This is a genomic window from Methanobrevibacter boviskoreani JH1, from assembly GCF_000320505.1.
Classification (GTDB): Archaea; Methanobacteriota; Methanobacteria; order Methanobacteriales; family Methanobacteriaceae; genus Methanarmilla; species Methanarmilla boviskoreani.
In genome coordinates this window covers 76,970-90,650 of the sequence record NZ_BAGX02000023.1, presented here as the reverse complement: position 1 = coordinate 90,650, position 13,681 = coordinate 76,970, and the positions used below count along the sequence as shown (strand labels likewise).

The following is a 13,681-nucleotide window of genomic DNA, read 5'->3' as shown; positions in this document are numbered from 1 at the left end:
TAAATACTGATTTAAAAAAGAATTAAATAAAGATAGGGAGAAATCAAATGTTAGATGACCCATTAGTACAAGACTTATTAAGAAAGATAATTGACGACCCTGAAGATCATCAGGAAGCTAAAAAGTCTAAAAGTAAAAAAAGTAAAAAAAATGATGATAAAGATTTAGACAACATGCTTATTGTTCAATGCCTTAATAAGGGAGTAAAAACTGACGAAGAGATTGCAGAAAAAACTGGAATCAGATTAAATATTGTTAGAAAAATACTCTACAGACTTTATGATGCTGGACTTGCAAGCTATAAAAGACATAAAGATCCTGAAACACAATGGTATAGCTACGATTGGAAATTTGAACCTGAAGAGGTTAATAAAACCATTAAAAAACAAATCAATGACGAGATTGAATTCCTTAAAAACATTTTAGACAATGAAAAAGACAATATGTTTTTCTCATGCCCTGAAGGACACACCAGATTTGATTTTGAAGACGCAAGTAATGTAGGTTTTACTTGTCCAGAATGTGGTGAAGAAGTCGTATTTGAAGATAATGCTGACATCATTAAAGAACTAGAAAAGGATATTAAAAAATATCAAAAAATCTATGATTCAATAGAAGTCAGTGAATAATATTTTTTTAAATTTTCTTAAATATTATTTTTACAAATAATATTATATTCAAACTACTTTTTTTTAAGTTTTAAACAGATATTTACGTTTTAATACTATTTTTTCAATGATTTACTTAATTATATAAATTATTTAACAATCAATATTATCTTTTTTTAAAGAATAATAATATAATTTAAATCATAAAATCAATAATTTAAGATTTTATTTTTATTCTTAAAAATTATAAATAAGATAAAACTTAAAAAAATAATTAATTATTAAATTAAAATAAAATCTAAGCTAAAAATATATTTATATTTTAGAAATAATTTGAAATCTAATTTTCTTAAATTAGAATAATTAATTATTAAATTAAAATAAAATCTAAGCTAAAAATAGATTTATATTTTAGAAATAATTTGAAATCTAATTTTCCCAAATTAGAAAATATAAAAGACATCCAATGATTAACATGGAAGAGATAGAACTTTTAAGAGAAGAGGGTTGTCCAGAAAATGTAATTGCCCATTGTATTGCTGTCTGTAAAAGGGCACAGGAAATAGCTATGAATTTTCCCAATGCAGATAAGGAGCTTATTAAAACAGGGGCATTATTACATGACATTGGAAGATCCAGAACACATGGCATTAAACATGCAGTAGTTGGTGCAGAACTTGCACGTCAACATGGTTATTCTGATGAAGTTGTAAACATTATTGAAAGACATATTGGTGTAGGCATTACTAAAGAAGAGGCAGAAAAATTGAATCTTCCAATAAAATCCTATGTTCCAGAGACTATTGAGGAAAAGATAGTGGCTCATGCAGATAATCTATTACATGGAACTGAAAGAGTAGATATAGAATATGTTATTAAGAAATGGAAAAAGAGAATGGATAATCCAGATGATTCTATTGAAAGACTGTTAAAATTAGATTATGAGCTTATTGGTCAATTCAATCAATAAGACTTTAATCAGAACAAATTATTATCTTTTAGAGAATTTATTAAAATCAGATAAGAATTTTCTAATAGCCTATTAAAATAAACTATGAGATTTAATTAATAGCACTTATTTAACTAATTATAATTAAAGAAATAAGGATTGTGTAATATATGAAAGTTATATGTTCAAGTGAGGAATCATTATACAGACCTGAGGCAGTAAGATGGAGAGAAAGGATGAGATTAATGAAACCATATGGTAATGTAGTTGCAATTCTTCCTTGTTCTATGAAAAAACCATATTCCAATTCAAAATCCCATCAAAAATTTAAAAGAGCAACTAAAGGTTATCAGGAAGTAATTGTTACTTCCCCTTTTGGAATATGCCCAAGAGAATTAGAAAATACCTTTCCAATACAATCTTATGATGTGAGTGTAACTGGTTCCTGGAGTGAAGATGAAAAGAGGGAAGCTGGAAAACTTTTAAGAGAGTATATTGGAGATACTCCTGCAGTTGCAAATGTTTCAGGTGGTTATGAGGAAACATGTAGGGAATATTTGGATGATCTCGATATAACATATACCTGTGTAGATAATCGTCCAACCAATCCCGATTCCATTTATAATATGAGAATGGAATTAAAAAAATATGAAAAGATGCCACGTCGTGAGAGAACATTACACGAGTTAAGATCTATTGCCAAATATCAATTTGGTGAAGGTGGAGAAAACCTTATACCGGATGATGTGATTATTAAGGGAAGATATCATCATAAACTTTATTATAACAACAGACAGATTGCATTTTTAAATAAGGATGTTGGTTTATACACCTTGAGTTTAGCTGGTGGGGAAATACTTGGAGAATTGAATCTTAAAACTGTGAATATTGATTTCGATTTAAAAACAAACACCGTTTTCTCAGTAGGTGTTGAAAGTGCAGATCATTCCATCATACCTCGGGATGAGGTGGTAGTCATGAGGAATGATGAAGTATTAGGAACCGGAAAGGCCATAGTTAGTGGAGAAGAGATGGAAAAATCTAATTATGGTGTTGCAGTAGACATAAAGCATAGAAAGAAATAAATTTAAAACTTTTCAATTAGAAAAATCAATTATACATTTTTCCAAAAATTGAAAAAGTATTTAAATAGTAAATTTTAATAATAATAACAATTGTTTTATAAAAATATGAAAAGTCAAAAATCATATAAAATTAGTACCTGGAAATAGTATATTTTAAATATGACGATTTGACAATAAACAATTAGTATTAAAAAATTTTAAGAAAAAAGAAAAAACAGGTGATAAATATGTCCGAAGATATTGTAAGTGATATAAGAAATGCAATTTACCCAGTATTAGATCCACATATGGGAATAAGTGTAATCGACATGGGAATTGTACAATCTATTGACGTTAATGACGGAGTAGCAGACATTGTTATTAAACCAACTAATCCTGCATGTATGAGTATTACCCGTGTAGCTGTACAAGTTAAAGAATTAGCAGGAAGAGTAGAGGGCGTAGATAAAGTTCATGTAAAAATCATTGAACATGCAATGGCAGATACTCTTAATGAAATGATTAATAGAGATTAAATTTAAATTTTTAAATTTTTAAATTTTTCTTATTGTAAAGCATAACATTTAAATAATATAAAAATAAAAATTATATTAACTTGTATTTCTTGAAAATAGAAGTGTTATTATTAAAAAATATTTTTTTATATAGGCTAGTGGCACAGCTTGGTTAGCGCGCACGGCTGATAACCGTGAGGTCATGGGTCCGAATCCCATCTAGCCTACTAAAAAACTTTTTATAGATATTTAATTTCATATAGGCTAGTGGCACAGCTTGGTTAGCGCGCACGGCTGATAACCGTGAGGTCATGGGTCCGAATCCCATCTAGCCTACTAAAAAACTTTTTTTATTAGTTGTTACTTTTTTTAAAAGAATTCTATTTTATATATACTTTAAAAATTTTTTAAAAAACAATAATTAAAATAGACAAATAGCCATATTTTTTTAAATATTTTCATGAATCTTATTGGAATTGATAGAGATTTTATATATTATAAAAGTATATATACTTCAAAAACAAATACTTCAATGTACAAAAAATGGGAGTGAAGTTAAAATGTGGGGAAAAATAAATGAAAAATTTCGAAAGTATCCTGCAAGAATCAGAGTAGTACAAAAAATGTTAGAACTAGGTATAAGAATCAGTGATGATGGAAAGATTTACTGTGGTGACTTAAAGATTAACGAAGCAGCCCTTGCAAAAGTATCAAATGTAGACAGAAGGGCAATAAAATCAACCATTGATTTAATTTTAGATGATAAGGAATTAAGTACCATATTCAAGAATATTGTTCCTGCAGGTACATTACTTAAAAACATTGCAAAAAGTTTAGGCCTTGGTGTAATTGAAATAGAATCCGGAGAAAAAAGTAATGGTATCCTTGCATCAACTAGTGCATTAATCGCATCTAAAAATATCAATATAAGACAAGCTTATGCTGAGGACACATATCTTGAAGAGGATCCTGTACTTACAATCATTACAGATGAGCCAGTACCTGGAGACATAATAAATGAATTCTTAAAGCTAGATAATGTTAAAAGGGTTTCAATTTATTAAATAAACCCTTTTCATTATTTTTTTATTCCGATAAAAAAACAATCAACTAATTCTACTCAAATGAGATGTTAAATCTAATTTTTAATTTAATTATAACTACTTTTATTCTAGACGGAATCACCATTAAATAAAGATCCATAAATTATTAATTATTAAATCCATGTTTAATTTATAATGCATTTGTTTAAATAGATAATCTCAAAAGAGCAAATGAACTATTTTTACTTAAATTACTTAACTTTAAATCTAATATTTAAATATAAATATTTTAAAGCCAATTTTAAAGTTAAACATTAATCCATTAACAGTAAATAGTTTATTAGAATTTAGAAATCAAAAAACTAGAAAAAACCAATATAAAAATCAATACAATGTAAATAGAAAAAAATAAGACAAAATCAATAAAAGAGAAAAATTAAATTAGATAAAATTAAATTTAAGCCTCTTGAGAATGAGCTGCTTCCCATTCTTTATCCTCTTCATCAAGAACATCTAAAAGCTCATCCCATGCTTCCAAAGATTCTTTAGCTGCTTGTTCAGTTAATTTTTCAATAGCATAACCTGCATGAATCAAAACATAATCTCCAACTTCCACATCAGGAAGAAGATTTGTTCTAGCGGTTTGCCTTACTCCACCGAAATCAGCTGCAAGTAAATTATTCTCTTTATCTAATTCAACAACCTTAGCAGGTGCTGCAATACACATAGTACACACTCCTATAAATTATTTTTAAAATTATTAAAAATTAAAAAACCTATATATCAATCATTATTAACTTAATAGTTACAAGTATATAAAAATATTTAATTAAATCAAAAAAAGTATTACTTTAATAATTTTTATTAATAAAAAAGTCCAATATTAAAACCTTAAATAAAAATCAAAAAAAATAAAAAGGTTTTTTAAAACATAAACGAAAATAAGAAATGATAAAGAATTTCTAAAATAGAGATATGAGGTATTATCATGGAAAATATTGTTATTGGTGCAGGTCCTGCCGGAAGGGTAGGATCAATAGAACTTGGTAAGTTAGGTGAAGATACCATACTTATCGAGAAGAAACATATTGCAGGGACTTGTTTAAATGAGGGATGTATGGTTATTTGTGCTTTAAACAATGTTGTTCATCATTTAAACAATAATAGAAAATATGCTAATCACGGATTCTTAAAGGGAAATATTGAAGTTGATTATGAAGCGTTATGTGAAAAAATCAGGGAAACACAGAGAAAACTTAGATATATCGAACAAAAAGAGTGCGAAGAGGTAGGAAATAAAGTCATTTTTGGAGAGGCAAAAATCGACGGGGACACTGTTAATGTTAATGGTGAAAGCTTCCAATATAAAAATCTTTTAATCTCAACAGGAGGAAGACCATTCATACCCGATATTAAAGGTAGTGAAAATGGATATGTAAGCAGTAATCTCCTTGATTTAAAAGAGATACCTGAGAATGTAAATATTATTGGAGGAGGAACAATAGCTACAGAAATAGCCAATATATTCTCCGGTTTCAAATCCAATGTCAATGTATTTGCAAGAAGCCAATTTCTAAAAGAAGTTGATGCATCCGCCAAAGATTATATAATGAAAAATCTATTAAACAACATCAATGTTTATGAAAATACAGATGCTGAAGAGATTAAAAAGGATTCCTTAATTACATCAAAAGGAGAATTTGAGGGAATTACCTTTATATGTACAGGAAGAGTTCCAAACTCAGAAATAGCTAAAGACTTTCTTGAATTGAATCCGGATAATTCAATTAAAGTCAACAATATGATGGAAACAAGTAAAGAACATGTTTATGCTGCAGGAGATGTTACTGGAGGATATAAGTTTACACCAGTTGCAAGAATGGAGGGAGTAACAGCTGCAAGAAATATGGCAGGATACTCACAAATAGTTGATTACAAATATATCCCCGAATCAATAACTCTTGATATGCCTGTAAGTTTTGTAAAAAGCAATGATAAGGTTGAAACAGAAAGTATTGAAATACCAGGATTGGCAGGACCTGACTCATTCTGGAATATATTAAATGGAGATACGGGATATACAAAAATAGACATTAACAAAGAAAATAGAAATGTTGAAAATGTTTTCTCAATTTCCCCATCATCAGTAGATGATGTTGCATATATGACTATGCTCATGACCCTTGGTATGGATATGGAAGACTTTGATGAATTCTTAGAGATTCATCCATCCACAGATGCAGTTTCCAAAATAATGAAATACATGTATTAATCATTTAAAATTTATGGCCAATTAAAGAATATGATTTAATGTTCTATTAAATTATATTCATTTTCCATATATTTTAGAAGAAATGAAATTCTTTAGATAATTAAGAGATTTATTTAATAGCTAATTAAAGATATTGAAACTGACTTTAACCACTATTTTTATAATATAATTAGCTAGATTTTATTAAAAATTATAAATATTAAAATCAAAGATTTACCTACTTAGAAGATCAATATAAATGAGGTGTAGATATGGAAGAGGCATGGGAAGGTTTATTTACAAATAAAGTCTTGGAGAGGGGAAGATTATATTATATAGAAGGACGTGTGGAATTACTTTCCTATGAAAACACATATCTTACAGCTGAGGTATATGGAACAGACTATTATAATGTTACAATAGAACTTACTGAGAATTTCATAAAAGGTATGAGCTGTGATTGTCCTTATGCTGCAAATCACAGATATTGTAAACATATGGCTGCGGTCCTATATTCCATAGAAAACAGTAATCTGATTCTTGCAGATGACAATAGTGAAAATGAGACCATAAAATCATTAATCGATTCCGCTGATGAGGATAAGCTAAAAGAGTTTTTAGATGAGATTTTAGAAAATGACATGAGTCTTAGAAGGGAATTCAAATTTAGATTTAAAGGAGAACTTTCTAAAGAAGATCAGGATTTCTATAAAAACAAGATCAATTTAATGTTTAATTTTAATGGAGAATTTCTTGAAACAGACTATATTGAAATTTTAGATAATTTAGAAATTAATCTACTGGAATTTATAGAGGAGGATATTGAAGAACTGTTAAAACATGAAAAATACCCTTTTATTTTCGAACTATTTAAGAACATCTATAGGCAACTTTATTTCTTAGTCGAAAATTACAACAATGAAAATACAGAAGTTTATTTTAAGGAAATAGGACGTCACTCATTTAAAATACTTAATAAATTAGTAAATTCCAATATTGACGAGAAATTAAAGGACAATATATTTAACTGGAGTTTAAAAAAATTAGATTATAATATTTCCAGTCCATTAAACAAATATTTAGAATCCATTATAATATATAAATTCGATAATCCTTTTTATATTCTAGAGAAAAACGATTTTGCAGATAGAAAGATTGAGGAATACAAAGACAATAGGGATAGTGATGATTTTAAGAACATTATTGAGTTTAAATATAAAATTCTAAAATCAGAGGGAGCAGGTAAGAAAAAAATCAATAGATTCCTATCTAAATATAACTATAAAATAAATTAACCATTAAAAAATTAAAAGACAGTTTGAAAAGCTTAAACCAATAAAGAAAATTAAGTGCAAGTAAAAAAAAGGTTAAATGAAAATAATTAGTGAATAAAGAATAAAATAGCTAATTATTTAAATAAATTTAACCGAATTAGCCATTCTATAACAGGCATCCTCATTAACATATTGAACCCTTACACAGGAATTGTTATCATCAGAATATACAAAACAATTGTAATAGCTTATAATTCCCCCGTCTTTATATATTGTAAGGTTACCTCTCTTAATTTTAGAGTTATTAACCAATGATTTAGTATTACTATCACAGTATACCCTTTCTGTTTTATTAGTTAAATCATAATAAGATACAATAACCTTATTAGACTCATAACTTACCAGATTACTGTCATTCACTATTCTTGAAAAATGAAAAGACTCTGGAACATCCATTGTAAAATTATCCTCAAAGTTATGATTTACATAGTTAAAACTCTGATATGAAGATAATACCTCACTAGCAAAAACCAATAATATTATTACAATGAGTATTCCAATTCCAACTTTAATCCTTTTATCCATATTCCACACCCAAATAAATATATAGAGAAAAAACTATTTTCGAGCTTCTTTTATAATAATATCACTTATTCTATCTCTAGAACCGGCAATTTTAGAGCCATATTCATAAGTTTTTGACTTTACATCTTCAAGATTATCCATCACATCCTCAATAGCACTGGCCAGATTATCGTTATCCGCCTCAAAAACAGCTCCCCTAAAGACCTGAGCCATATTATGATAACGACCATATTTAACTCTTAGAAGTGCGATAGTTGGAAGATGACAAGTCATAGCCTCTGAAAGCATCATACCATCATCAGTTAAAACTGCAAGATCTATTAATTCATATAAATCATTTATCCAATTAATATAACCTAAATAAATCATATGTTCCTCATCAAACCAATCATAATATTCATCTTCAAGTGGAAGGCCTACCAAAACAATATTATATTTGTCAGTTAATTTAGAATAATCTGAAACACCACGGGCCATTTTCTCAAAGATTGTTGAACCTGAGGAGAATAAAATTGTTTTTTTGTTTTCATCAAATTCAACGGCATTTGGATTTTTAGATTTTACATCCTTACAATGCCCCTTAATTTTTAAAATAGCCTGATTTTTATCTCCTTTTTGAATAGTAGGTGCTACTGGAAAATAGGATCTGTAAACATTCTCAGGTATTTGACTTTGTCTAAACATATGTGCCTCTGGAAATACAATACAGGTATTAAGTTTAGTACATACTTTAGTATCTAATGGAGTGCTTAATATTCCTACAGCAGGAGTATGAGTAATTTTAGCGCCCAAACAACCGACCACTGCACCTCCACCAATAATTCCAACAACAACATCTGCTTTAGTTTTTTTAATTAAATTTCTACTTTGAAATACGGCTTTAACCGTCTTAAATCCTGCTTTTAATGTTGTAAGTTTGTTTGCAGCATGACCTCCAGCCTGTGGAATTGATATTTTATGCCAGGAATAGCCATTCTTTTCAAATAATATTCCTGGAGCATTTGAATCAAGTACAAGCTCACAATCACATCCCTTTGATTCCAATGCTTTTATAATATTTAAACCAATAACAGCATCTCCACCTAAACCTCTACCAGTAACAAAAACTAATGCTTTCATTTATATCAACCAAAAATATTAATAAGGTATAATCCTAATTTTAAAAGATTCCTAAAATACACTTTAATAATTAGATATGATTTATTAAAAAATATACTTTTACAAAATTTACTTTTAATAGTTATGTATTTTCTAAAAAATAAATTAAATCATTCTATAAAAAATTTTAAAAAATAATCAGATAAAAAGTAAAAAAAACTACAAAAAAATTAATGAATTTAAAAAAGATTAGACTTTAAACCATATAAAAAAGTTTTAAAAATAATCAGATAAAAAGTAAAAAAACTACAAAAAAATTAATGAATTTAAAAAGATTAGACTTTAAATTAAACTAAAAAAAAGAGAAAACAAGTGATTATTCATCATCATAATGAAGATAATCAGATGTGTGGGCTGCAGGATTATAGACTAATCTTCTTCCTCCAAGAGTTATAGCCCAATTACTTTTAACTTCAGGCTGTCTATTTTTCCATATTAACTTTCTAATATAATCCCCAAGTCCTCCACCGGTTAAGACATCCATCACATAATCACCAAAAACAGGATTTGTTAATCCCATTTTCTGAGCAAAGAATACTTTTAAGGTACTTCTTCTTACAAATGCAATCAATAGTGTTGTGACTACAAATAATATAATTGTTGCAGGAAGACCTCCAAGCATATAGAATGAAATACCTAATGCTATTGCAAGAGTATGGTTTCCCACTTCACCTAACATGATTTTGCCTGTAAAATCAAGAGGGCAGTATGCGAATGTTGCAACAATTATTAGAAGTGGAGTATAAAATGCAGGTATCTCGGAAATTGGACCTGTATTTAATATTAACATCAATACTAAAACAACCAAACCCATTATCATTGTTACCATACAACAAGAACCTGGCTGCATATCAGAAATATTGACCGGTTGTATTAGCAATGCAATTAATATTGATGAAACACCAAGACCTAAATAGAAACCAGCAACCATTACCAGAACCATACCAATTCCACGGGATAACTGTCCCCATTCCATATTAGAATGTCCTATTTTACGTCTACCAAGTAAATCATCCACCAATGCAAAAAGACCCATTATTAAAACAAGGTTATTAAATTTTCCTGGAATGTAAAAACTTAAAACTATAAACAATATTATACCAACACCACGAGGCGTACCTCCTCGAACATTAGGATAAAGATTATGAATTAGACCCTTTTCACCTAAACGCCTCATAACAATATCCAATAATCCAGTTACAATAAATGTTATTAAAAAAACCTGAATTAATGCATAATAAATTCCCGTATACATAAAATAACCTATAATAAATTTTTAAAATAATAATTTATTAAAAAACAAACTAAAATAAGTTAACGAATAAATTAATAAATCATAGCACATATAATTTATAAATTTAATATTATATAATTCTTTTTAAATACTTATTTAAAAAAAATAAATTTTTAATTAAAATAATTAAAAAAAACATATAAAAATTAAAAAAAATTAAAACAATAAATTAAAGTCAATTCAACATATAAAAATGGGAAACATAAGGCTATGATATGGGATACCTTAACACGGCAGCGACTCCGCCTAAAGCCTGAAGTTGTTCTCCTCCTTCATGTTCACTACTAATAATAGTAACCTCTCCACCCATATTCTCAGTCAAATCCATGATCTTCTCCAGGTTATCCGATCTGATATTTAAATCGCGTACTAACAGTTTTTTTACTGCACCCATGTTTACTGCATTTTCTACCTGACTCTTACCATACACAACAAGTTCATGATTAGTGGATAATAAGGTTAGAAGATTATTGACATCCTTCATCTCAAATGCAATCCTATTTTCAGCAGATAACTTTTCAACGGTACCTTTCCTTAATACCTCCTGGATACCTACCCTTCCACCAGAACCTGTAGATTCCAATATGGATTTATCTGCAATCTCAGGATAGTTATCTTGAAGGAATTTGAAGAAATCATTTTTCCAAAATCCAGGTCCTGCAATAACGATGTTTTGAATATCATTAAATTTAAATAAAGACTTTACAATACTCTGATAAAATTTAACCAGATTTTTACTTCTATTCTTGTCCAAAACCTGTTTTCCTGAAATATTACCAATTATCGGACCATAATATTCCAGGCCATATTGGCGGATCAAACCAAATGTGGCAGTATCATCCTCAATTAAAATTATAATAGCTGATAATTTTTTAGAGGCTTTAATTGCCTGATTCAATCTATCCATCGTCCACTTGGACCATTTCTCTTTTCTGATTTTTAATGGAGTGTTTAATTTAACCTCGATAGTATGATGAGATCCAAGTGGTATAAGATCTTCAGGGCCTTTTGTAATAGAACCTGTAAGACGTAATTTTCCTGTAAACATGTGAAAACTTATGGATTCCACGTTAACTTCAAGTGTAAAAGTTTTTTTAACCCCCCTATCACTTCTAAGTTTATCGCCAGTAGTATCCTGAATACGCCTTGTAGTTTTAGATGTAACATAATCACCTTCCTCAACAATGTGAGATAAATGCCAAAGATCATCTAATGTTTCTGGAATAACCTCTATTATTCCCTCCTTCTGATTTTGATAACCTATCTTCATCATTACACCTACCCAAAATTTCTAAAATAAGAATTAATATTTCACCAATAAAAGAAATAATGTTTTAAAAAAATTAAATTAATAATATATATTATATATAATTATATTAACAGTTTTAATAATATAATTTATTTAATTTAGATTATATTAATTATACTAATTTAAATTGATATTGGTATTATTTTATTTTAATAATAAGTAGTGTTGGTAATATGGAAATTGGAATAATAGGTGGAACTAATGGACTTGGAAAAAGTTTAGCTTGCTATTTAAAACGTGACAACTTTAATGTAACAGTTACAGGTAGAAACCAGAAAAGGGGTTCTGATGTAAGTAATAAATTAGGTGTTAAGTATACTGATGACAATATAAAAGTTGCGGAGAATTCTGATATTCTAATTATTTCAGTTCCAATATCCACCACTGAGAGCATAATAAAAGAGTTAGGTCCACATATGAAAGGCGGATCTTTAATGATGGATGTTACCTCAGTTAAAACAGGACCAACATATACCATGAGGAAATATCTACCTGATGATGTTGAATCAATACCAACACATCCTGTCTTCGGACCTCGTACACCTGGTTTTGAAGGGCAGGTCATAGTTTTAACACCACTTGAAAAAGGTAAATGGTATCCCAAAGTTTACAATTACCTCAAAGGTAAGAATATGAGAATTATTGAAACCAATTGCCAACATCATGACGATATGATGGGAATAGTTCAGGTTTTAACTCATTTCTCATATATCTCAATTGCATCCGCCATTGAAAAATTACATATCAACATCAAGGATACGGAACCTTACGAAAGTCCAATATACAATATTATGATTGATACGATTGCCCGTATTACTGCACAGAATCCGTATTTAACCTATTCCATTCAATCCGAAAATAGAAATGGTGAGAAAATTAGACAGGCATTTGCAGATGCAGTACTTGAACTTAAAGAGGTACTTACAAGAGAGGATGATGAGGAATTTAGAAATATTGCAATAAGGGCAACAAAAAATATGGGGGATGTCAAGGCTGCCCTTGGAAGAAGTGATAAGATTATTGAATCTTTAAGTGAGGAAGAGAACAAACTATATAAATCAATTGGATTCGAAATTGGTCTAAAACATATTTACTCTGGAAAGGTTCATGTGGGAATTGTTAAAGAAATTAAAGACGGTTTTGTAGTACTGGACGATAATACAAGAAAGGAAAATAAACTTAAAATAGCCAACATCAAAATATTATCTGATGAGGAGTTATTCAAATGGAAAAAAACCCATTGGAAAATACATACCATCTCAGTAAGCTGTCTTTTTTTAAAAGACTCCGATGCAGAAATTATCAAAGAAACAATATCAAAATTACCGGATATTACCTCAGTCAAATTAACTGAAATCTATAATGGCCCACAAATAGATGAAGATAAGATTAGTTATACCTATGAAGTTAAAAGTTTAAGTAGTGAGGGTTTTAACAATGTCTACAAACTAATCGAAGGTTTTGGCGGTAAAATAAGATAATCCAATTTCTTATTTACTTTTTTTAAATTTTTAGTTTGATAACTAATAGAATATATAATCTATTATTCAATTAAATAAAATCAATAACTAATATAAATAATATAACCAACTATAAACTACTTTTTTTTAAAAATTACACATTACCTTTTT

13 protein-coding genes and 2 tRNA genes are annotated in these 13,681 nt (G+C 28.6%); 10 read left to right on the top strand and 5 right to left on the bottom strand.

Annotated elements, in window-relative coordinates; genetic code table 11:
* Nucleotides 1-47 precede the first annotated feature (47 nt).
* The 7 genes from tfe (at nucleotide 48) to ON24_RS06630 (ending at nucleotide 4,200) form a co-directional block, all read left to right on the top strand.
* Entirely contained in the window at nucleotides 48-629 is a 582-nt protein-coding gene (gene tfe, locus ON24_RS06660; protein WP_040682372.1) for a transcription factor E, read from the top strand.
* Between the two features lie 454 nt (nucleotides 630-1,083).
* Nucleotides 1,084-1,578, top strand: a complete 495-nt coding sequence (locus ON24_RS06655; protein ID WP_040682371.1) for a TIGR00295 family protein — start codon at nucleotides 1,084-1,086, stop codon at nucleotides 1,576-1,578.
* 149 nt (nucleotides 1,579-1,727) lie between these two features.
* The gene (locus tag ON24_RS06650; protein ID WP_016357866.1) at nucleotides 1,728-2,642 is read left to right on the top strand and encodes a DUF5591 domain-containing protein; all 915 of its coding nucleotides are present in this window, start codon (nucleotides 1,728-1,730) and stop codon (nucleotides 2,640-2,642) included.
* 227 nt (nucleotides 2,643-2,869) lie between these two features.
* Nucleotides 2,870-3,157 (top strand): iron-sulfur cluster assembly protein, encoded by a 288-nt coding sequence (locus ON24_RS06645; protein ID WP_016357865.1) that lies wholly within the window; start codon nucleotides 2,870-2,872, stop codon nucleotides 3,155-3,157.
* Between the two features lie 131 nt (nucleotides 3,158-3,288).
* Nucleotides 3,289-3,363: transfer RNA gene (locus tag ON24_RS06640), tRNA-Ile, on the top strand.
* A gap of 34 nt (nucleotides 3,364-3,397) precedes the next feature.
* Nucleotides 3,398-3,472: transfer RNA gene (locus ON24_RS06635), tRNA-Ile, on the top strand.
* Nucleotides 3,473-3,696: 224 nt separating this feature from the next.
* Nucleotides 3,697-4,200, top strand: coding sequence for a tryptophan-binding regulator TrpY (locus ON24_RS06630; protein WP_016357864.1), 504 nt, complete (start codon nucleotides 3,697-3,699; stop codon nucleotides 4,198-4,200).
* Between the two features lie 436 nt (nucleotides 4,201-4,636).
* On the opposite strand, the gene ON24_RS06625 is transcribed toward ON24_RS06630, so the two are convergent.
* Nucleotides 4,637-4,906, bottom strand: a complete 270-nt coding sequence (locus tag ON24_RS06625) for a HypC/HybG/HupF family hydrogenase formation chaperone (protein WP_040682370.1) — start codon at nucleotides 4,904-4,906, stop codon at nucleotides 4,637-4,639.
* Nucleotides 4,907-5,167: 261 nt separating this feature from the next.
* On the opposite strand from ON24_RS06625, the gene ON24_RS06620 reads away from it, so the two are divergent.
* Entirely contained in the window at nucleotides 5,168-6,451 is a 1,284-nt protein-coding gene (locus ON24_RS06620) for an FAD-dependent oxidoreductase (RefSeq protein ID WP_040682369.1), read from the top strand.
* 251 nt (nucleotides 6,452-6,702) lie between these two features.
* Nucleotides 6,703-7,725, top strand: coding sequence for an SWIM zinc finger family protein (locus ON24_RS06615; protein ID WP_040682368.1), 1,023 nt, complete (start codon nucleotides 6,703-6,705; stop codon nucleotides 7,723-7,725).
* Nucleotides 7,726-7,842: 117 nt separating this feature from the next.
* Here ON24_RS06615 and ON24_RS06610 read toward each other — a convergent pair whose 3' ends face one another.
* From ON24_RS06610 to ON24_RS06595, 4 genes are all read right to left on the bottom strand, one after another.
* Entirely contained in the window at nucleotides 7,843-8,289 is a 447-nt protein-coding gene (locus ON24_RS06610; protein ID WP_040682367.1) for a hypothetical protein, read from the bottom strand.
* A gap of 33 nt (nucleotides 8,290-8,322) precedes the next feature.
* Nucleotides 8,323-9,408, bottom strand: a complete 1,086-nt coding sequence (locus ON24_RS06605; protein WP_040682366.1) for a glycosyltransferase — start codon at nucleotides 9,406-9,408, stop codon at nucleotides 8,323-8,325.
* 355 nt (nucleotides 9,409-9,763) lie between these two features.
* Nucleotides 9,764-10,702: a hypothetical protein gene (locus tag ON24_RS06600; protein WP_040682365.1), complete on the bottom strand. Its 939-nt coding sequence runs from the start codon at nucleotides 10,700-10,702 to the stop codon at nucleotides 9,764-9,766.
* Nucleotides 10,703-10,949: 247 nt separating this feature from the next.
* On the bottom strand, nucleotides 10,950-12,011 hold the full coding sequence (locus ON24_RS06595) for an mRNA surveillance protein pelota (protein ID WP_040682364.1): 1,062 nt from the start codon (nucleotides 12,009-12,011) through the stop codon (nucleotides 10,950-10,952).
* Nucleotides 12,012-12,223: 212 nt separating this feature from the next.
* On the opposite strand from ON24_RS06595, the gene ON24_RS06590 reads away from it, so the two are divergent.
* Nucleotides 12,224-13,531, top strand: a complete 1,308-nt coding sequence (locus tag ON24_RS06590; protein ID WP_016357856.1) for a prephenate dehydrogenase — start codon at nucleotides 12,224-12,226, stop codon at nucleotides 13,529-13,531.
* Nucleotides 13,532-13,681 lie beyond the last annotated feature (150 nt).